20 protein-coding genes are annotated in these 21,842 nt (G+C 36.7%); 17 read left to right on the top strand and 3 right to left on the bottom strand.

Translation table 11 applies throughout. The annotated features are described in order from the left end of the window. The first annotated feature begins 285 nt into the window (after nt 1-285). The 3 genes from ACUVXA_RS02930 (at nt 286) to rpl4p (ending at nt 2,945) form a co-directional block, all read left to right on the top strand. Nucleotides 286-1,014 carry a 50S ribosomal protein L2 gene (locus tag ACUVXA_RS02930; protein WP_445869737.1) on the top strand — a complete coding sequence of 243 codons (729 nt, stop codon included), beginning with the start codon at nt 286-288 and terminating at the stop codon, nt 1,012-1,014. Nucleotides 1,015-1,131: 117 nt separating this feature from the next. After that, nucleotides 1,132-2,142 (top strand): 50S ribosomal protein L3, encoded by a 1,011-nt coding sequence (locus tag ACUVXA_RS02925; RefSeq protein ID WP_445869736.1) that lies wholly within the window; start codon nt 1,132-1,134, stop codon nt 2,140-2,142. Between the two features lie 14 nt (nt 2,143-2,156). Next, complete coding sequence (gene rpl4p / locus ACUVXA_RS02920; RefSeq protein WP_445869735.1) at nt 2,157-2,945, top strand: 50S ribosomal protein L4; 789 nt, start codon at nt 2,157-2,159, stop codon at nt 2,943-2,945. Between the two features lie 57 nt (nt 2,946-3,002). On the opposite strand, the gene ACUVXA_RS02915 is transcribed toward rpl4p, so the two are convergent. Together ACUVXA_RS02915 and ACUVXA_RS02910 are read right to left on the bottom strand one after the other, a co-directional pair. Then, a complete protein-coding gene (locus ACUVXA_RS02915; RefSeq protein WP_445869734.1) occupies nt 3,003-4,568 on the bottom strand; it encodes a 2-isopropylmalate synthase in 1,566 nt (521 codons plus the stop codon). A gap of 275 nt (nt 4,569-4,843) precedes the next feature. Continuing rightward, nucleotides 4,844-5,392 carry a winged helix-turn-helix domain-containing protein gene (locus ACUVXA_RS02910; RefSeq protein ID WP_445869733.1) on the bottom strand — a complete coding sequence of 183 codons (549 nt, stop codon included), beginning with the start codon at nt 5,390-5,392 and terminating at the stop codon, nt 4,844-4,846. 683 nt (nt 5,393-6,075) lie between these two features. On the opposite strand from ACUVXA_RS02910, the gene traF reads away from it, so the two are divergent. Next, complete coding sequence (traF, locus tag ACUVXA_RS02905; protein ID WP_445869732.1) at nt 6,076-6,381, top strand: conjugal transfer protein TraF; 306 nt, start codon at nt 6,076-6,078, stop codon at nt 6,379-6,381. After that, nucleotides 6,374-8,605 carry an anaerobic ribonucleoside-triphosphate reductase gene (gene nrdD, locus ACUVXA_RS02900; RefSeq protein WP_445869731.1) on the top strand — a complete coding sequence of 744 codons (2,232 nt, stop codon included), beginning with the start codon at nt 6,374-6,376 and terminating at the stop codon, nt 8,603-8,605. Before traF ends, nrdD begins: the two co-directional genes overlap by 8 nt. Nucleotides 8,606-8,698: 93 nt before the next feature. Here the strand turns inward: nrdD and ACUVXA_RS02895 are convergent, their stop codons facing one another. Further along, nucleotides 8,699-9,679, bottom strand: coding sequence for a hypothetical protein (locus ACUVXA_RS02895; RefSeq protein ID WP_445869730.1), 981 nt, complete (start codon nt 9,677-9,679; stop codon nt 8,699-8,701). 160 nt (nt 9,680-9,839) lie between these two features. On the opposite strand from ACUVXA_RS02895, the gene ACUVXA_RS02890 reads away from it, so the two are divergent. The 12 genes from ACUVXA_RS02890 (at nt 9,840) to ACUVXA_RS02835 (ending at nt 21,768) form a co-directional block, all read left to right on the top strand. Beyond that, on the top strand, nt 9,840-10,523 hold the full coding sequence (locus ACUVXA_RS02890; RefSeq protein ID WP_445869729.1) for a hypothetical protein: 684 nt from the start codon (nt 9,840-9,842) through the stop codon (nt 10,521-10,523). A 104-nt stretch (nt 10,524-10,627) separates the two neighbouring features. Then, nucleotides 10,628-12,619, top strand: coding sequence for an archaeosine synthase subunit alpha (gene arcS, locus ACUVXA_RS02885; protein WP_445869728.1), 1,992 nt, complete (start codon nt 10,628-10,630; stop codon nt 12,617-12,619). Next, nucleotides 12,612-13,667: an archaeosine biosynthesis radical SAM protein RaSEA gene (locus ACUVXA_RS02880; RefSeq protein WP_445869727.1), complete on the top strand. Its 1,056-nt coding sequence runs from the start codon at nt 12,612-12,614 to the stop codon at nt 13,665-13,667. The genes arcS and ACUVXA_RS02880 overlap by 8 nt, the downstream gene beginning before the upstream one ends. Before the next feature lie 139 nt (nt 13,668-13,806). Continuing rightward, nucleotides 13,807-14,340, top strand: a complete 534-nt coding sequence (locus ACUVXA_RS02875) for a gamma carbonic anhydrase family protein (RefSeq protein WP_445869726.1) — start codon at nt 13,807-13,809, stop codon at nt 14,338-14,340. Nucleotides 14,341-14,621: 281 nt separating this feature from the next. After that, a complete protein-coding gene (locus tag ACUVXA_RS02870) occupies nt 14,622-16,112 on the top strand; it encodes a hypothetical protein (RefSeq protein ID WP_445869725.1) in 1,491 nt (496 codons plus the stop codon). 3 nt (nt 16,113-16,115) lie between these two features. Beyond that, nucleotides 16,116-17,390: a thymidylate synthase gene (locus ACUVXA_RS02865; RefSeq protein ID WP_445869724.1), complete on the top strand. Its 1,275-nt coding sequence runs from the start codon at nt 16,116-16,118 to the stop codon at nt 17,388-17,390. Between the two features lie 315 nt (nt 17,391-17,705). Next, the gene (gene psmA / locus ACUVXA_RS02860) at nt 17,706-18,437 is read left to right on the top strand and encodes an archaeal proteasome endopeptidase complex subunit alpha (RefSeq protein ID WP_445869723.1); all 732 of its coding nucleotides are present in this window, start codon (nt 17,706-17,708) and stop codon (nt 18,435-18,437) included. An 11-nt stretch (nt 18,438-18,448) separates the two neighbouring features. Then, the gene (locus ACUVXA_RS02855) at nt 18,449-19,171 is read left to right on the top strand and encodes a ribosome assembly factor SBDS (protein ID WP_445869722.1); all 723 of its coding nucleotides are present in this window, start codon (nt 18,449-18,451) and stop codon (nt 19,169-19,171) included. Nucleotides 19,172-19,186: 15 nt separating this feature from the next. After that, nucleotides 19,187-19,864 (top strand): exosome complex RNA-binding protein Rrp4, encoded by a 678-nt coding sequence (gene rrp4 / locus ACUVXA_RS02850; RefSeq protein WP_445869721.1) that lies wholly within the window; start codon nt 19,187-19,189, stop codon nt 19,862-19,864. A gap of 18 nt (nt 19,865-19,882) precedes the next feature. Then, nucleotides 19,883-20,665, top strand: coding sequence for an exosome complex exonuclease Rrp41 (gene rrp41, locus ACUVXA_RS02845; RefSeq protein ID WP_445869720.1), 783 nt, complete (start codon nt 19,883-19,885; stop codon nt 20,663-20,665). A gap of 3 nt (nt 20,666-20,668) precedes the next feature. Continuing rightward, on the top strand, nt 20,669-21,487 hold the full coding sequence (gene rrp42, locus ACUVXA_RS02840; protein WP_445869719.1) for an exosome complex protein Rrp42: 819 nt from the start codon (nt 20,669-20,671) through the stop codon (nt 21,485-21,487). Continuing rightward, nucleotides 21,487-21,768: a 50S ribosomal protein L37ae gene (locus ACUVXA_RS02835; RefSeq protein WP_445869718.1), complete on the top strand. Its 282-nt coding sequence runs from the start codon at nt 21,487-21,489 to the stop codon at nt 21,766-21,768. The genes rrp42 and ACUVXA_RS02835 overlap by 1 nt, the downstream gene beginning before the upstream one ends. Nucleotides 21,769-21,842: the final 74 nt, after the last annotated feature.

Raw genomic sequence — 21,842 nt, 5'->3', positions numbered from 1 at the left:
GCTGCTCACCAGCCAAAACCAGTTTTAATAACCTATTTCATTTTCAAATACTGGTTGTTATGAAAAACTTTATTTATTCCCCCTAATATCTATATAGCTCTACAAAATCTAATAAAGAATAGAAAAAGAACCATCATATTAAATAATTATAATTCAGAAAAGAACGGCTCCGTGAAACATCACATAACGGAATTAATGTTCAGCTCTTCTTTGAAAAACTTTTTAAATACAAAATCAATATCCAGCTTAAACTCTAAATCAAACTTTTAAAAGGAGGCCCCACTTATGGGTAAACGCATACTTGTTCAAAGACGTGGCAGAGGCGGGTCAAATTTCCGAGCCCCAAGTCACAAAAGGAAAGGTAAGATTAAACACTGCTCCATTAAAAAAGACAAGGAAGTAATATACGGAACAATTATTGAACTAACACACGAACCAGGCAGAGGCGCTCCCCTTGCTAAAGTAAGGTTTGAAGACGGCGGAGAACAGTTAATTCTTGTGCCCGAAGGGGCCTTTATAGGGCAAAAAATTGGATATGGTTCAAAAGCTGTTCTAAAACTAGGCAACACTTTACCTCTTCGTGAAATTCCCGAGGGGACTCCTATTTTTAATTTGGAAGGAACCCCCGGAGATGGTGGAAAATTTGTTCGTTCTTCAGGAGCATATGCCACAGTTCTATCCCATAGCGCAGATAAATCAATGGTCCGCCTTCCCTCAAATAAAATAAAGGCCTTCAACCCTAATTGTAACGCTACAATAGGGGTGGTCGCCGGAGGAGGTCGCACCGATAAACCATTCATTAAAGCAGGTAACGTTTATCATCTCTCAAAAGCGAAGAGTTGGAAATGGCCTAAGGTACGTGGTGTAGCTATGAATGCAGCGTCACACCCTCATGGTGGTGGAAGTCACCAACACGTTGGTGGGCCTTCAACAGTTTCCCGAAATGCTCCTCCCGGCCAAAAAGTTGGCCTTATTGCTGCACGCAGGGCTGGACGCAAAAAGGGCAAAAAGTAGTTTAATGCGTTATGTGAAAATATTATCAAGATTATTAATTAAATATTAAAACTCTTGGAAAATATTGTAATTGTTATTTTGTTTGCAAGGAATCTTTTAATTCAGGAGGTTAACAAGATGGGACATCGAAAAACTCATGCACCAAAGAGAGGAAGTTTAGCTTACTTACCTAGAGGAAGGGCCTCTAGTTCAATAGGGCATATCAGAAATTGGCCTGAGTACGATGAATCACCAACCATACTTGGAGCTGCTGGATATAAAGCGGGAATGACACATGTGTTGCTAATTGAAGACCATTCGTACAGTCCCTATTTTGGACAGGAAAGAGTATTTGCAGCTACGGTTATAGAAACTCCTCCTATAATATCTTTTGGAATAAGAGCCTATAATTTGACCCCTTATGGCTTACATGCCCTTACAGAAGTTTGGATGCCAGAATTATCAAATGACCTTAGAAGAAACTTTACTCTTCCGGTTGATTACGATTACGATAAAGCCTTAAATCAGTTGGAGGAGAAAAAAGAAAAGATATCTGAAATCCGCGCTCTACTTCACACTCAACCTCGATTAGCAAGTGTACCAAAGATAAAACCCGATATCGTAGAAATTAAAATTGGAGGGGGCTCAATAGAGGAGCAAATAAATTACAGCAAACAAATTTTAGGAAAACAGATTACTATTGGAGATATTTTCAAAGAAGGAGACTATATTGATGTCATTGGAATAACTAAAGGAAAAGGATTTCAGGGACCTGTAAAAAGATGGGGAATACGTATACTCCAGCATAAATCTAGAAAAACAAAGAGAGGAGTTGGCGCCATTGGGCCATGGAGGCCAGCAAGAGTCTCTTACACAGTTCCCCGAGCAGGACAAATGGGTTATCACCAACGTACAGAATATAATAAAAGAATCCTAAAAATTGGCGAAAGGGGAGAGGAGATTTCACCTAGTGGGGGTTTCATTCGTTACGGTTTAGTTCGTGGAAATTATCTCCTGCTTCAAGGTTCTGTTCCTGGTCCTCCTAAACGTCTAATAACTCTTCGCTATCCAATACGCCCGCCAATTAATATACCTGAAGTCCCCCCCACAATTTCTTATGTAAGCACAAAATCTAAACAGGGAGTTTAAGGGAAGGAAACATAATGGCGAAAAAAGTTAACATTTATGGACTTGATGGTGAACCCTTACGTTCTATTAAGCTGCCTGAAATATTCGATACACCATATAGACCAGATCTGATTAAAAGAGCAGTACTTTCTTCAAGAGCTGCAAGAATTCAGCCATACGGTGTAAATAAAAATGCAGGTATGCGAACAACAGCCGAGTCTCGAGGACCCGGAATGGGAATTGCCAGAGTTCCTAGAGTAAAAGGGTCACGCTACTCCGCAGCTATGCGTGGAGCACTGGCCCCCATGACTGTTGGGGGTAGAAGAGCGCATCCCCCAAAACCTGAGAAAAAATACGCGGAAAAAATTAACAAAAAAGAACGGAGGATGGCCATTTGCTCGGCAATAGCCGCAACCGCTCAACCCGAATTAGTTAAACAAAGAGGCCATAAAATAGAAAACTTGCCAGAGATGCCCTTAATAGTGTCTGACGAATTCCAAAGTATTAATGTAACTTCAGAAACCCGAGATTTCTTCATCAAATTAGGTGTTTGGCCCGATATACTAAGAGCCAAGAAAGGTAAAAAAATTAGATCAGGAAAAGGAAAAATGCGTGGTAGAAAGTACAAGAAGCCAAAAAGCATCCTAGTTGTAATAGGTGAAGATCGGGGAATAGTAAAAGCGTCAAGAAATCATCCTGGATTAGATATAGTAAACGTAAGGAACTTGAATGCTGAACTTTTAGCACCTGGAACTATTCCCGGCAGGCTAACGGTATGGACAGAATCGGCTCTCACTCAACTTCAAAATCTATTCGCGTTATAAAAATTATATCCAAAATATTATGTAAGGTGCGTTCTAAAAATAGGGATTTAGGTAACATTATAAACTCTTTTGATTCTTGTCGTAGGCTAGTTTTCTGTTAACCGCGTTAATTAGGGCTTGCACGCTTGCACTGACTATATCCTCATTTGCTGCTCTAGCAATATAGAATTTATTTTTATGATCTTTTATTTTAACCGTAACAAAACCCAATGCTTCGGTACCACCAGTTATAGCCTCCAAATTATATTCAACTAATGATATCTCTCCGAATGCTTTTACAGCTTTCTGCAATGCGTTGCAAGCTGCGTCAACTGGACCGACCCCCATGTCTGAAACAAGTTTTTCTTCTTGTCCTACCTCTATTCGAACCGTTGCTGTTGGAGTAATATGCAATCCAGTGACTACCAAAAGCTCTTTAAGTTTTAAGAACTGTTCCTCCTCCGATACTCTACCAATGATATCATCTGCTATAACTTGTAAATCTATATCAGTAACATTTTTTCCTTTATCACCTAATTCTTTAATCCTCCTCATAATTTCTTCAAACTGTTCATTAGAGTAAATATAGCCATAACCATCCAGCTTAGCCTTCAGGGAATGTCTTCCCGTGTGTTTTCCAACCACTATTGATGAAAGTGATATTTCCTGTTCACTTCTCTTTCTTCCTATCACCTCTGGAGTAATCGGTTCATAAGTTCTGGGATCTACCAGTACTGCGTGGGCATGAATCCCGCTTTCATGGCGAAAAGCATTATCTCCAACTATTGCTTTATTAGGTGGAATTTTTATGCCACTTAAATTCTCGATAAGCTTTGAAGTTTCAAAAATATGTTCAGTTTTAATACTTGTACTTATTCCATATAGGGCAATTAATGACATGACAGCTTCTTCTAAAGAAGCGTTACCTGCTCTTTCCCCTATTCCATTAACTGCAACATGAATCTGTTTAGCTCCCATCTCTACAGCAGCTAGAGAGTTGGCAACCGCTAAATTGAAATCGTTATGAGTATGTACTGATATTATCACGTCACTTTTTACAACACTCATCAATTGTTTTGTAAGATACGCATAGGCTCTGGGGGTGGTACATCCTACAGTGTCCGGTATATTAATAACGTTAACACCTGCTTTACCAACTTCTCCATAAATCTCTTTTAAGAAATTTAAATCGCTTCTAGTAGCGTCTTCCGCGGAGAATTCAACTTTTAATCCATGCTCTTTCGTATAACTGACCGCTTCGACAGCGCTATTCAGAGCTTGTTCCCTTGTCATTTTTAGTTTTTCTTTTAGATGTAGATCCGATGTGGCTATGAAAGTATGTACCCGATCAACGCCACAATCAATAGCTAGGTCTATTTCTTTTAGATTTGTTCTAGTTAGTGCACAAATTTCTGTGTTCAATCCTAGTTTAACTATTTCCCGAATAGCTTTCTCTTCTCCCTTGGAGACTACGGGCATCCCCGCCTCGATAATGTTTACACCCAATTTTGCAAGTCTTTCGGCGATAATTTTTTTCTCATTAACAGTAAAAGAAACACCTGGCGTCTGTTCACCATCACGCAAGGTGGTGTCAAAAACTAGTACTTTATCTGGTAGACATATTTCTGAAACCACATCTCTCATAAATTGGCTGACAAAGAAAGCTAGGCCTCCTCATGGGTTTAACCTCCAAATAACATCAAAATACACCTTACAAACAAGGCATCCGAATTTAATTGTTTTGGTCAATAAATTTTAACCACGTACTGTGTAGATTACAAATATGGAACGTATATTTCCTCTCTATATGCAGATCTACTAACCTCACATTCATTTCAACAGTTAATTTTCAATTGAAATTTAAAGAGAAGGAGGGTTTTCCTCCTATCTGGTCTAATGAATTCTAGATTCTTCCGATATCAAAGCATTTTTAGTTGGAGTTCTTCTTCAATTATTTCTCTTTGCGTATTTTTGAATCCTAGAGAGTCTACAAATTGTAAAATGGTGTTAGGTACGAATTTGTTTTTTCTAATGCTATCGGTGTACACTTTACGCGCCACTATTTTACCAATGTATGTTAGAGAAACTGGCACGCCTTTGTTTTCCTTATTTCCTGCAGTTATAAGTCCTGCCTTCTCAAGTCTCTTAAGATTCCATCTAGCCGTTGATTTAGGCATTTCAAATACGTCTGATATTTCTTCAGCAAGCCTCGTAAAGACAGTTACCTCTTCCAGATTCGCTATATACATAAGAATTTCTCTTTGTTTTTTTGTTAGTGCTATTGATGCTATTTTCTCGATACCTTCTCTTAGTAAAGAAAATTCTTTCAAAAAGTTCTTTTTCAAGGAACTCAACAAAAAATTCTTGTTTTCCTCATTTTCGTCTTTCAAAAACAGATTTATACCTTCAATGAGAGTATCAATCTTATTTAGTAGCTCAAAGATATCGGCTTCAACGAATTTCGTCAACCCTCCAATCGAGGAAAGAACACCCCTGCAATCTTATTTCACCTCACAAAATAGTTTTTATATGAAGGGTGCTGAAATATACTAGTATTAAAAAGGAATCAAGAGTGGTATATATTTTTTATGCTATTCCCCAAATTTTTTATTAATTTTTAACATAAATAAAGCAACTTCACCCTAATGATAATACCAATTTTTACCATTTAATTTATTAACTCATGTATTACCTACTTTTTTAAGTGGAGAAAATAGAACTATGTTAGTTATACTCTCCTAAAAGATAATGTCTTTCAAACCAGTTTAATTGGCGCTATCCACTTCAAGCCACACGTAAGGAGGTTAACAATCGAATAAAATAATTAATGCTTCCCGCAAATTTTATATACCTCTAAAAAAATAGAGTAACCTATCAAAAATATTTTAGTAATCTTAATTACAAACATTAAACATCATCTTCGACAGATTACTAGAAAACAAGGGTTTTATAAACTCTAGGCAAATATATACTTTGAAAATTTATGAGTTAAATTAATACTGATTCGTATTCCCCATAATAAAGGGTAAAGGCTAAAATATTATACCAATTTGATTGGGTGTCCTCATTCAATCAAAGATTTTCCTAGTGTAGGAAGTATGTGGGAGAATTAAAGCTCATTAATATTTAGTAACAGGGGATGAAGATAAGTATGGGCGTGAAGAAGTTACTAGTATTTACACAGAAGAACTGTCCCAAATGTCCAGCGATGAAAGAAATAGCTTTTGAAGTTGGCAAAAAACTAAAAATCTCTGTACAGTTGGTAGATATTTCTAACGATATGTCAGAACATTTGGAATTCGATTTACTACAAAACCAAATCTACATATCAGCAACCCCCTCAGTAATATTAGTAGATGAGAACGATTCGATGAGAGAATTGGTGTTGGGAGAAATTATCTATAACGATGAATTGGAGAGGCGAATATTAAATATAAAGAGTGATTATTATGTCTAACTCTGGTCCATCATCAAAAGATAGGGATGTATCTACTTTCGAAAACGAAAGCAACGGAGATTTTATTAACTCTTTATTACCACCGGTAAGAACTTCGAGAGGAATGATTGAAAACTTTGATGCAACAAAAATTATTCAAAATCTCATTAAAGAAACAGGGATGGATAAAAAAAAGGCGACTCAGATAGCAAAAAAAGTTGTACAGCGTATTATATCTTCAAATATTCAATGGCTATCAAGCCCTATGATAAGGGAAATAGCCTGCTCTGTGCTAGCCGAAATGGGCATGATAGAAGAAAGAAAGCTATACACAAGAATTGGCATTCCAATACATGATCTAAATGAAATGATTGTTAACCCGCTTAAACACACATGGAATGCAAACTTACAGATAAACCCGGAAACAATTGCAAAAATAGTTTACGACCGAGTTATGACCGAGCATACATATCTAACACTTCCCGGACATTTAGAGGTCGAAGTTCCTTCTGGTAAAACTTTTAGTTTCACAACTAACATCACCGATGCACATCTTTTAGGAGATAACTACCATAAGGATAGAGAATATACCAGTATTAGGGATTACTGTGCATCTTGGGACCCCAGATTATTTACTATTTTAGGATTGGAGCCTGACGGACTACATGGTGCCCACTCCTCAAGTGCGGGCCCCGCCAAACACTTAATAGTTTTTACAAATCATGCAGCGATATGGCTCGCCTCTTGGCAAAGCAATATGTCTGGAGGTCAAGGCTTTCACAACTGGATGGAATCCATAGCTTGGTATCTTAAGGACGCAACAAAAAGAGATGTTGAACAAGCTTCACAACATACTCCATTTATTGCTACACAGCAATATGTGGCTAGAGGCGGGCAAGTGCCCTTTACATCAATTGATATTGGTCCGGGAATAAAGAAGGAGTTCATGAACGAACCGGTAATCATGCCTGGTGGAAAAATTAGTGAAAAATATGTTTATGGAGATTTTGTAGAGGAAGTAAAAGAATATTTCATCACCTTTATGAAAGTCTTGTACAATGGAGATAGATACGGCAAACTTTTCAATTATCCCAAGATTAATATTGAACTTCGCGAGGAGTGGATGAACCCTGAATTTGAGGAAGCCTATTTATGGGTTGCAAAACTAACTGCAAAATATGGTCTACCATATTTTGTTAACTATCTCAACTGGAGAAGACAGATTATTGGTGGATGTGTTTCTTGTTGTTCCCATACCTGGTCCGCAGATACACCTGAACAGAAAGAGGAGTACATTCAAGGAAACTCTGTTTACGGTGCTATACAAATGGATACTCCTAACCCGGTTGCCAGTGCTTCGAGAACTTTTAACCAAGATGAGGACAAATTTTTTGAGGATTTTGACCAAGTTATTGAAAACATAACTATTCCCAGTCTTTTAAACCGATATAATATTATTAAAAGAATTAAGAAGCTCAATCTGGCTCCCTTATACAATGTTAAACGTCCAAACGGGAAGGATATGATAATACCTGAAGAAAGGGAGCTTCTCATAGGAACAATTGGTTTTGCTGAGATGACTGAGATGGTGGTGGGGTATCCACTTTGGCACGATGAAGGGTTGAAGTTTGCTATAAAGGTTGTTAGAAACATGAAGAAACTTGCTGATGAGTGGTCGGAGAGAACAGGTCTTCCCATAAAGCTAACTAGAACTCCCGCGGAATCAGCGGCAGGGAGACTTGCTAAGATAATGTATGAGCGTTATCCGCAGAGTAGACCGTTTCTTAGAGGAAAGTATCCCAATGTATATCTAACTAATTCTATTCACCAACCAGTAGATGCGGATATACCTTTAACAGAAAGAATAAAGAAAGAAGCAATGTTTGCTCCGTTACTTGGTGGAGGTTTCCTTCAACACATATTCTTAGATGATGCATACGCAGATCCTGAAGCCTTATGGAATTTTATTCAAAAAATAGCTAGAAACACTCTCACCGCCTATTTTGACTTCACAGTCGATATGTGGGCATGTAGCGACTGTCACAGTCAAGGACAGATGGATTGGTCAAATAATCAATTTGACTCCGTGGAAGAACTTCTTAACTTTAAATGTCCGAAATGTGAAAGCCCCAATGCTGAAATTCTTTCAAGGATAACAGGATATTTACAAGGACTTAAAGGAACCTGGAACGATCCAAAGAAACAAGAATTTCTGGAACGAAGAAGATATAACCTCAATATTTAATTTATTCTATTTATTTTGATTCCAATTTTTTCTTGGTTTAATACCCTATCTAAATTTTTTAAATCTTTAAATTCTTTTTTGGTTGAGTTTATTCTAGGATGGTTCCGGTTTTGCTTCTATTCCTAATCTGGCTGTAATCTCCTCTGCCAGTTTTCGTGCACTACCTGGACGAGAATTATCTGTTATTACCAATTTTGGTCTACAATTTTTTACATAACTAATTAATTGATTAAAATCCGAATGCCCACTCCACGAAAAAACATATTCCCCTAACCCTATTTTTTTGTATGGCGCTTCAAATTGCCAACCCGTGAGATGTATAAAGGTAGAATTTTTGTAAACTTTTGGTTTAAATAAAGGGTGATAAAATCCGGCATATTTTTGGGATTTTAATATTTTTTTTCCCATTACACTTGATGAGGAGTAAAAATCTCCAAGAGGAATGTTATATTTCTCATAAATTTTGGAAACAGAGTAGACTTTTGGTGGATTAATGAATGGCATATCTATCTTAGCTTCATGTATTAATCTCATTACTTCTTGGAGTTTTCCATAGAATCCAAAGATGATAATTGAGTTTTGCTTTTCTAATTCAGAACGAACTAGATTAACTAACGTAGCTTTAGTTTCACTAAGTGGTGGCCTAATACACGATGGATGGCCATATGTTGCATCTAAAACTAAGATATCACATTTCGTTGCTTGTGTTTCTTCATACCTAAAATCACTACTATAAACATACCTTTGCCCATTCTGGGTTTCTACCAAAACTTGCGCAGAACCTAAGATATGTTCCGCGGGTAAAAGAGTAATGGTATCGTTTTCATAGCTAAAAGAAGTTTTATAGTTGGGTGTAACTATTTGGGGTGGATACAATCCTTCCATAACTTCTAGTAAATCCTTTGTAGCAGAGGTTGTACAAATCAAATCACCATCTCTTATACTATCCTCTAATCCTAAAAGATGATCAGAATGAACGTGCGTTACAACCCGTATTTTATGACCGGGAAGATACCCGTCACAAACAACTTTATCCAGGACAATAGCTCCCGAGTTTGTAATAGTAACACTCATAGTTTAAACTCACACTCGACGCAAAATAGTTGACCGATGTACACTACTAGAATTTAAAAACTTTTTATTATTAATACTTATAGAGCAAAATAATGATCTAAGGTCTATCACTTTAATTTAAATATATGTGAATACTTTAAATCAAATTTTGGTGTCCAAAGTGTCAAAGGTATTTGATGAAGCTATTTCTAGGGGAGATTTCATTGAAGCATACAGAATAGCAAAATTTGTTCTACGAGATGATAGGAAAAAGTGGGACATTTATATTAATGCCTTGGATTCTATTGGAAATCTAATACACATTGCAGTGGATTTAAAAAGTAAAGGCAATTTTGAAGAAGCAATTAAGCTTTTCTTACGTTGCGCAGAATTTTTTGAAGGAGAAAGAGATTACGGCAGAGCTAGCGGTTTTTTCATAGAAGTTGGCGATTGTTTCTCAGCAACAAATAATCAAAAGAAGGCTTTGGATAGTTTTATACGGGGATACGAACTTGCGATCCTGGACTGGAGAACTTTTGATCCCGCCAAAAAAACAGCCTCTCTCAGTATCTTACTTTCTATACTAGTCACTCTGTTTAGTGCAGAAATATCAGAAGCAAAGAATATTTTTAAACTAACTAGATCTTCTTTAGAAGAGAAAGAACGTCTAAAATTACGTAGACAAGATTACTACCGAATAGCTAAGTATGTTTATAATTCTCTTATTAAGGGGAACACTCTAAATTTAAAGGATCTTAAAAAAATGCGGGCGAAACAAGAAAAAACAGATTTTTTAACGCTCATGCAAGATTTATCTAAAGCATTTATCACTGTTGAGAGGTTTTTGGAAAAGTTTCTAAAATGACATGGCACTATTCTTATGAAGAAAAGTGATCCAAATATAACTCGTAAAAACTATTTATTTCCAAATATAATGTTTGGTAGAATTTATTATTAGGTGGATACTATTTGCAAAATGATAACAAAGAAATCTTCGAAGTCGTTAAACATGATGGTCCTGGTAGAATCGGAAAAATGGATCTAATTGATAAAAAAGTTCAAACTCCTTTACTTATTCACACCCATTTTCGTCATATAAATTACAATTCAGATAAATTGAAAATTCTGAACGTTCTACCAGATTTTTTAAAAGAACATTTTTACGATAATGTCTTTTTAACAAATACGGCTAATCCTTTTATTTATCCCAATTTAAATCAAAATTTAGAAGACCAGTTACGATTAAAACCCACAGTTTTAACTATTCCGTGCGGGTTTTTCGTAGAATTGGATAGACAAAATACACTTACTTTTTTAGATATTCTACTCAAAAATGCGAAGTACTTTAAAGAAATGATTGGGAAAAAACCGCTTGCTGTTCCAGTTTTCTATTCCAAGTATTCTGACTTATGTGAAAGACACCTAGATAAAATCTCTCAAATCGGTTTTGACGTCTATATTTTGAAGAACCTAAGAGATATTATTGGAAATCCTCGTCAACTAGTGGAATTTATTGTCAATTTAAGGAAAAAAATCCAACCTGACTCTCTAATATATGCTCCCGGTCCTATTAATCCTTCATATTATTATCATTTAATTTATTCTGGCGTGGATATTTTTGATACAACCCTTATGATACAAGAGGCAAGGAGAAATAGTTTATTATTAGAGGGCAAATCAAAGAAAATTTGGGAACTAGTTGAATTTCCTTGTAACTGTCAGATCTGTTCGTCTTATAGCGTTTCTGAAATCAGGGAAATGCCCTCGGAGGAGCGTTTTTATAAAATATTGCATCACAACATTCTCTTTGCAAATTCCATTATAAAAAGAATAAGACTGGACATAAAAGATGGATTTTTACGGGAAAGGGTAGAATTATCATCACATTACTCACCGACACTGGCGGCATATCTTCGAATCTTAGATAAGATTCACTACAATTTTCTCGAAGAGTATACACCAATTTCCAAAAAAGGAGTCATGTACTGTATAGGGCCAGAGTCATATCACCGACCAGAGATAGAAAGATTTCGTATAAGAGTTGCTGAACGTTATTCTCCACCGAAAGGTATTCGAACTGTGGTTATTTTACCTTGTTCTGCAAAAAAGCCTTATTCTCAATCCCAATCCCATAGAAAGTTTAGAGGAATAATAAAACAGATTGGTATGGGATTAATCCAAGAGGTTATACTCTCATCTCCATTAGGGTTAGTTCCAAGGGAGCTTGAAAAAGTTTATCCCGCGGCGTATTATGATATCCCAGTGACGGGTGATTGGGACCAAGAGGAAATAGAGATAGCTTCAGCATCCCTCTCAAATTATTTTAAAAAACTAGATGAGGACACGGTATTAATAGCGCATCTGGATGGAGGATATCGAGAAGCTTGTTTAAAGGCTTCTACCATGTCTGGAAAAGAAATAATATTCACCGAAATAGTTGATAACCCCGCGGGGAAGGAAAGTTTATCAAGTTTAAAACTAGTTTTGGAGAACTATGCCGATTTGTCTGGAACAAAAAGAGCTGAAGAAATTGAATCGTTGAGAAAAATTGTTGATTACCAATTTGGAATAGGTGCTGGAGAAAAACTGATACCTAATAATGCAGATATAAAATCGGATAGAATGAGAAATATAAGAATTTTAGTGGACAGAAAATTAGTCGCCTTATTTGACCGAGTATATGGTTTATTCAGGTTAACGTTGAGAGGTGCTGAGTGCCTGTCCAATTTTGGATACTGGATTGAATTTGACGGAGACGCAATAAGTGGTACAAATCTCTTCGCTCCAGGCGTTAAAGATGCGGATGCCCAGATTAGACCTAGAGACTTTGTAATGGTTCGCAATTTAACAAAGGAATTGATCGCAGTTGGAATATCTAATATGAGTGGATTAGAGATGAAATTTTCAAAAAAAGGTATTGCTGTTGAGCTTACCGAGAAAAAGAGGATTAAAAATGTCTGAAGTTAGCGATTCCAAAATAGTTAATAAGATTGTTGAAATCCGTAGAAAAAATTTGAATAAATTTAGAAGAGACTTTGTGGAAAGACCTGTAAAATACTGGTTGGAGAAGGATCGCCTTTTTAACAAGATTGGTTCTTCTTTAGTTGTGATTCTCGCTACGAGGGGTTGCAATTGGGCATTATCCAATTGGGGAGGGTGCTCAATGTGTGGATACGTCTATGATGCTCCTATAACGGTTCCTGACTCTAAATCCTTGATTAAGCAATTTGAGTTAGCCTACGAATCCAGTATTTCTGCCAAATCTCCTTTAGCTATTAAAATTTTTACTTCTGGAAGCTTTTTTGATGAAATGGAAGTGCCTAAAACTGCGCGAGAATCAATTCTTAATAAGATTGCGGCCGATGAACGGATTGAAGAGTTAATTGTTGAAACAAGGCCAGAATATGTCAACTACGAAATATTAAGCCAATGTCGCGAGATACTAGGGGAAATATATTTTGAGGTTGCCATTGGGCTTGAAACAAGTAATGATAATATTCGAAATTACTATATAAACAAAGGCTTTGAATTAAAAGATTTTGAGCGAGCAGTTTTTATGGCTAAGAACACTGGAGTTGGTGTAAAATCCTATATCCTTATAAAACCCCTCTTTCTGAGGGAGGGTGAAGCTATAATAGATTCTATATCATCTGCAATTGATTCTTTTAAAATCGGTGTTAATTCTATTTCTTTTAATCCTTGTACCGTACATAGAGGTACTCTGGTGGAGTATCTGTGGAAACTAGGTAAATACCGACCTCCGTGGCTTTGGAGCATCATTGAAATATTGAAAAAAACATCAAAGAATTTAAATAGCGAAAGAAGAATTATCTGCAGTTTAGTCGGAATAGGCAGCAAGAAGGGTCCACATAACTGCGGAAAATGCGATAAACAAATTCGTAAACTACTTAATGAATTTACACTAACCCAGAGCCCTGAAGTACTCTTAAATATGGAATGCGACTGTAAACAAGAGTGGCTAGACTATTGTGAAGAAGAATTTATTTGAAATCAAATTTTTAAATTAAAAAAAGATAATTGAGGTATCTTTTAATTTTGAAAATATTAGATATACATTATAGGCTTAATTTTTTAAAAACAATGTACTATATTATTATATATTCTCAAAAGTGGAGGCTTAAAAGAAGATGAGTCCAGTAGTTGTATTTCAGGAAAAAAAACCAAAAATTCATAAAGAAGCGTATGTTAGCCCACAGTCAACCTTAGTGGGCGATGTCGAGGTTGGAGAATACGCAAGCGTCTGGCCGGGAAGTGTAGTTAGAGGTGACTTTTCAAAGGTACAAATTGGTGCTTATTCCTGTATACAGGATGGGTGTGTCATTCATGCTCATTCTGAGGATGCTCCGGTAATAATAGGGAACTTTGTTAGTGTGGGAAGCCATGTGGTAATGCATGGCTGTTACTGTGGGGATGCGGTGTTAATAGGAGACGGTGTTATAATCTATGAAGGAGTGACCATTGGGGAAGGCGCCTTAGTTGCTCCAGGGTCGATTTTGGTGCAAAACATGGTTGTTCCCCCCCGCTTATCTGTTTCGGGCGCACCGGCAAAACAAGTAAGGGAACTATCAAGGGACGATATTACAAGACAAAAAGAAAGAGCAGAAATCATCGCGAGGGTCTTCCACAAACTCCGAAACTGGCTACCTCAGGAGCGCGTTTAAAAATACACAAAGCCCATTTTACCAGTTACTTGATGTTTAAGTTTAAAAATTGACAATTCTAGATACAAGATATTCAAATTATCTCATTAATTCTTTTTTTCGGTAACGAATAAAGTACGATTCTGCAAAAATTTATCATTAATCTATCACTAAAAATATTTAATTCCCGTTTGTTTCGTTTGTTAGCAGTATTCACTTTATTACCTAAGTTAAAAATTTATTTTATATCGTCTAATAATTGACATCAATGAGTTTTTAAGTTATTATAATGGAGGTTGTTCATGTCCAATTGGCCTTTTATTGCTGGTGACTATTTTGTTGTAAACAAAAAATCCCCTATTGCAATAGTTACATGTGGATCTTACGACTTACCTAAAGAATTGGCTAAGCTAAGTGATAAAATTGCGATTGTTGGCTTCTGTGAAACTGAGAATGATGGGATAGCCAAGATTATACAAAACTTGGTTTCTAATACCCATATTAGAATCCTCATTATATGTGGTGAAAGAGTATTAGGTCATGAACCTGGTCAAACTTTAATATCTCTTCATAATAATGGAATTGACAAAAACTACAGAATTATTGGGAGTAAGGGAACCATACCTATTCTACATCCAAATTATTTTCATGGAGATGATCCGAATAAATTTGTTAAAAGATTTCAAAGACAAATAAAAGTCGTAGATGCTAAAGGAGAAACTAATGCTAAAAAAATAATCTCTATTATAAATAATCTAAGTGAACAAGCCATATCTCCTTTTCCGGAAGCTCCTATTCTTCCTCCAATACCTAAAGTCGAATACGATTGGGACAACTGTGTAAGGCGATTTCAAGTTGAAAACAGAATTTATTTAAATAAGGGTATATCCCTTTTAAATCCTCTAATATTCACTGGCAAATTAAGAGTTTTCGAAATTGCCGGAATTAAAATAGGTGGGCAACGAGGCGAATATCCCATAGTTTTGGCCGGCACAATTTTTTACAAAGGAGATAAATTAGTAAGTAATCATAGCAAGGGTCTTTTTGATAAAGCCAAGGCTGAAGAACAAATTCGAAAGCAGGATGAGAACTCTTTAAATTACGAGATCCCAGCAATGGTTCATATTGTGGGAGAGACTCCTGAAGCCTTAACAAATTATCTTCTTTTTACTGCGGATTTTACCGACTCGCCAATAGTAATCGATTCCCCCATTCTAGAATCAAGGATAGAAGCCATGAGCGTGGCCAAGGATATTGGTATAGATAACAGAGTAATATATAACTCAATAATAAAAATAGACTCAAGAGAACAAACTCTAATAAATGAAATTGGAACAATAGAATACTCTATTATTTTACCATTTGATGTAAAAATAACCTCAACAATCAACAGGTTTGAAGAGATAATTGAATTTATTAAAGGATCCATAAAATATCCAATTATCGATCCTGGTGTCTCTATTCTAGGAGAAGGAGCAATAAGAGCTTTGCACACAGCTTGGTTGATGAAAAATCACTATGGTTACCCTGCGTGTATAGGAATACATAACTTACAGTCGAGGATTCCTGAAAGTAAAAAGAAATTGAAAGAACTCGATTTCTCATTTGATTATGCTCTTCCTTCCATATACGGGCTCGATATCAATCTTTATGGCCCAATAAAAAATGCAAACAATATATTCCGAGAGGTAGCAGCTGTTGAAGCTGCAATTGCAGACGAAAATATAAATACCATTGGAGTTTACCCTAAACCTCCTCATCCTTACTATGCTATAAATATCGGTCGTGAATGAGAAATGAGTTTTTATGGTCCATATTTAATTCGAACTCGAAATATCGATGTTGCATGGAGAAGTTGTATCAATACTATTATTGAGAAAGGAGTAAAACAAACAACCGAGGATAAAAAGCAGAAAACCCGTGAAACATTTTGTGCTACCATACATCTAAGTGACTGGCAAAGTGGAAACATAATTCCCCGAGATTACATTGGGTTAAGCGAAGATATGATTCTTGAAAATTATATCCCTCAATATCTCAGTTCCGAAAAAGGAGAACATGCATATACATACGGATGGTGTATGCGAGATAGATTCAAATTTAATCAGTTAGAGTATATTAAAGATCAGTTAAGTAGGGGTAGGAGCGTGTCTTTTGCCCAGTTATGGAACCCTGCAACCGATATGATGAGTACGAATCCTCCTTGTATTAACGTAGTACTTTTTCATAAACTAAACTCAAAAATTCACTCAACTGTGTATATTAGAAGCAATGATATGGCCAGAGCCCATCCTGATGATGTCACAGGGGTTTTCACAGTGTTTTTAACAGAAGTTTCGAGTAAATTTGGTGGGAGAAGGGCTATGGGCACTATTACTACGATTTCTGGCTCGGCGCATATATACGAAACTTCCATTAATGAAATCAAGCGGAGTTCTTTCGGTTCAATATCTGCTTCTAATCCTAATCCAAAAATCAACGAAGAAACTTTAGCCGGGCCAATACTTTTAAAATCAAATAAATTAAGTGGAGTTTTATCCGAATTAAAGAAGAAGTTTCCAAAATATTCCAAACCTCAGGGAAAAGATGATTTATATTTATATATTATTTTTAAGCTGGAAGAAATAGATCTAAAATCAAAAGAGCTTATAGATGAAGCGGAGAGAATTGTAAATGGGGAAGGAGAACTAGGGAAGAGACTAAGACATTATAGGGCTAAAACAGATGAGGGGAAATCAGTAACAATTGATCAAATTAAATTAGCAAAAAGAAAATTAGAAAAATCAACTCAGAGTAGAAGAATAATTATTACTCCCAATAATCCATGGGAAAAAATGTATGATTTAAATCCTTTGATTATACAATTCTTGCTAAGACAAAATCGGCTTTACACATCGGCACTTTTCGCAGATTACTTAATAAAAGAGATACCGTTAGCAACTTATTTAATTAGATCCATACAAAAGGAAATACTAGATGGAAATAAATCCCGCTTAGAACCCACAGCATTTTTTTTCATGCCAACCAAAAATGATTCTAAGACCATAGATTTTTCAGAATTATTTGGTTAAGACTGGATACATATAAGGCGCCAATTTAGAACACATTATACTCGTTCACGCAAAACAATACCACACTAAAGAACAATCGTTGAACCTTTCCCTAGAATATCTAAATGAGGAAAATTATTATCTCTTAAGATATATTTAAAAAATGCCATGTATGGTGGATATACATATAAGATATGCTTAATAAAAGATATTAACTGGCGTATAGATACATTATTATTGACGTGTGTGAAATTGGATTAATGTTATATGTGAATTGGCATTTATAACATTTTTAAAAATTGTTGGTATATTATTAAAATAGGAGGTTGAAGTGTAATGTTTGCCGCTCCAGGTTTAGGTTATGACCGCGCCATCACAATTTTCTCCCCCGATGGACGGCTATTCCAAGTGGAATACGCAATCGAAGCCGTGCGTCGAGGCACTACCGCAATAGGTGTAAGGTGTAAAGATGGTGTGGTGCTTGCAGTAGAAAAACGTGTACTAGCTCTTCAAGATCCTGAAAGCGTAGAAAAAATATTCGTTATAGACGAACACATCGGAAGCGCAATCGCCGGACTAACCGCTGATGCCAGGGTTTTAGTGAACCAGGCTAGGGTTGAGGCTCAGCGTAATCGTATAATTTATGATGAACCTATTAATGTTGAGGGTTTAACTAGGTTTATTGGTGACACTAAACAGATGTATACTCAGCATGCAGGAGTTAGACCTTTCGGTGTTTCTTTCTTGATTGCTGGAGTAGATGATATTGGTCCCAAGCTGTTCATGACTGATCCTTCTGGAACGTACTGGTCTTATTGGGCGGCTGCTATAGGTAGTGGGTCTCAGGCTACCAAGGAAGTTTTAGAGAAGGAGTATAAGCAGGATATGGGACTTGAGGATTCTATTAAACTCTCTCTCAAGGCTTTAAATCAGGTATTAGAATCCGAGCTTGATCCTACAAAGGTTGAGGTTGCAGTTGTAGACGTTAAATCAAAGGTTTTCAAGAGACTATCTTCTAGTGAGGTTCAAGGTTACATCGATGAGATTAAAAAGTCTGGTAGCAGTTAGGACTGATAATTATGTCTGATATTCGGGGCTCAAAGTGGGTTGATTTAGGTGATACGGTAATAGCTCGTTTAGAATTCCATGGAGAAAAATTCGAAATTCTTGTTGATCCGGACAAGGCTTGGGATTTTCGTCGTGGCAAGGATGTTGACTTATCGGAGATACTAAAAAGTTTTAATATTTTTGAAGATGCACATAAAGGACTTAAAGCAACCGAGGATAAACTGCTTGAAATCTTTGAAACAAATAATGTAGATGAAATTGCTCGAATTATTCTGAAGAAGGGATTTATTCAACTCACAACAGAACAACGCAGGGAGATAATTAATAATAAAAAATTGCAGATAATAAACATTTTAGCTCGGAATTGTATTAATCCCCAAACTGGCCTCCCTCATCCACCGACGAGAATCGAACGAGCTATGGATGAGGCGAAGGTCTCCATTGATTTATGGCGGAGTCCCGAGGAGCAGGCAAAAGATGTGTTGAAAATGATTCAGCCAATAATACCGATAAGAATGGAACTATTAAAACTAGCTGTTAAGTTTCCACCAGAATTTTCAGGCAAGGGTTATGGCCTATTAGAACGTTTCGGAACAGTATCCAAGGATGAATGGCAAAAGGATGGGTCATGGATAGCTGTGGTGGAAATTCCTGCGGGTATTAGAGGTAAATTCGTGGAAACTTTGAATAATCAAACTAGGGGGAAAGCGCAAGTAAAAATTATGAAAGAATGAAAAGGTGGTTTACTTTTGTCGTTACACTTTAAAAATAGGGATATTGTAGTGCCTGGGGAACTACTTGCAGAGGGCGAATATAAACCAGGCGAAGGTACTTTTAGAGAAGGTAATGGTATTTACTCCTCCGTTGTTGGTTTAGCAGAGGCGAAAGGTAAAGTTATTCAAGTTGTTGCTTTTGAGGGGGCGTATATTCCGAAAGCTGGGGACGTGGTTATAGGTAAAGTTATAGATGTGAAAATGACCTCATGGAGAATTGATATAAAATCCCCATACCAAGCTTTAATGCATCCTATAAATGTATCAGAGCGACGTTTGGATCTTTTGAAAGATGATCTTCGCCGACTATTTGATGTGGGAGACACATTAGTCGCTAAGATAGTATCCTTTGACCGAACAAGAACGCCTGTGCTCACCACAAAAGAGCGCGGTCTCGGGAAACTTCAAGGCGGATATTTAATTGAAATGTTACCCACAAAAATTCCACGCCTAATTGGGCGTAAGGGTTCTATGATAAATATGATAAAAAAGGAGACTGGATGTCAAATTGTTATTGGTCAGAATGGGGTTGTTTGGGTTTCTGGTAAGAGTTTTGAGGATGAAGAGAGGGTTATTAAGGCTATAAGACAGATCGAACGCGAGGCCCATACCTCTGGTTTGACTGATAGGATAAGAGATTTGATTCATAAATAAATTATATCGGGTGGTTAAATGGAAGAAGATATTCATATTCCATCTCATATTAAACTACTAAATGATGAAAATTTGAGACTTGATGGAAGAAAGTTAGATGAACTTCGATCGATTAAGTTGGAGGTCGGGGTTCTCTCGAGAGCAGATGGCTCTGCGTATATTGAGCAGGGAAAAAGTAAGATTCTTGCAGCGGTTTATGGTCCCCGTGAATTACATCCTCGGCATCTGGCGCAGCCTGATGAGGCTTTACTTCAATGTATTTATAGAATGGCTACCTTTTCTGTGGAGGAAAGGAAGAGTCCTGCACCGTCTCGTAGAGAAACAGAGCTTTCAAAAGTCATAACAGAAGCTCTGGCCCCAGCTGTTTTTCTGAAATATTTTCCTAGAGCTTCCATTGATGTTTACATACAAGTAATTCAAGCGGATGGGGGCACTAGATGTTCAAGTATAACAGCTGCTTCCTTAGCTTTAGCTGATGCGGGGATTCCTCTGCGTGATTTGGTAGCAGCCTGCGCTGCTGGAAAGATAGATGGAAAAATTGCTCTTGATTTAAATGATGTGGAAGATAAGGGTGGACAAGCCGACCTACCTGTTGCAATAATGCCCAGAAAGAATTTAACTACACTAATACAGATGGATGGTTTTATGACTAATGAAGAATTTGTTCAAGCCTACGAACTAGCAGTAAAGGGTTGTCAGAAAATTTATGAAATGCAAAGAGAAATTCTAATACAAAAATACATTAATATTCAGGATGAGGCCTCAGAAGAGGAAGAAGAAACACAAAATAATGGAGGTTAAAAAATGCCTCATAGCCTAATCTCGGAAATTGAAATAAAATACATAAGATCACTCGTAAGTAAAGAGAAGAGAGTAGATGGCCGTGGATTGAAAGAGATACGTCCAATCACTATTGAGTGGGGAATAGTGGAGAAAGCTAATGGGTCGGCTAGAGTCACTATCGGTAACACAAAGGTTATCGTAGGGGTTAGTGCAGAGATTGGAACTCCTTATCCTGATACTCCTAACTCGGGAGTTGTGACGGTTGCCGCAGAATTTATACCAATGGCTTCTCCCTACTTTGAATCAGGTCCACCTAGTGGTGAGGCGGTCGAGTTAGCAAGAGTTGTAGACAGGGGTGTTCGAGAATCTAAAATGGTGGATTTAGACAAACTCTGCATAATTCCTAATGAAAAAGTATGGATTCTCTTTGTTGACATCTATATTATTGACCATGGTGGAAATCTTTTTGACGCCTCTTCACTAGCAACCGTTTGCGCTTTACTTACGGCCCAGATTCCCAAAATAGAGATTGAGGAAGGTAAAGTAAAGATAATTGATGAAAAAATACCTATTCCTATAAATAACATACCTGTTTCATTAACTCTGGCAAAGATAAATGGCCAACTGGTTGCAGATCCTATATTAGAAGAGGAAGATGTCATGGATTGCAGAATCACCATAGTCTATGATGTGAATGGTAATATTTGTGCCATGCAAAAAGGAGAGCGTGGGGCACTAACTTCCCAAGATATTTACAATGCTATAGACATAGCAGCAGACATTACAAAAGAAATTAGGGAAAAATACATTTCCCCAATTTTGAAACGGGAGGGCTCATGATGCCAAAAACTAAAAAAGTTGGAATTACTGGTAGATACGGAACAAGGTACGGTACAAAAGCGAGAAAACAGGTAAAAACCATTTTAGAAAACCTGAAAAAGCCCCATAAATGTCCACAATGCGCAACGAAAGCCGTTAAGCGAATATCTGTTGGTGTATGGTCTTGTAAAAAATGTGGACTTACATTTACTGGTGGAGCTTATCTTCCTGTTACTCCTTTAGGTAAAGAAAAAGGAAGAATTATAGATACACTTACATACGGCTCTGAGACGGAAAAGTGATATCAAAAAACGCCTGCTCCTTTTACAGGAAGTTCTACATCTTTTTATTTTTTGAGAAACTTTAAAATCTTTGA

This window comes from Candidatus Jordarchaeum sp., from assembly GCF_052745115.1.
This window is presented reverse-complemented; position numbering and strand designations above follow the sequence as displayed.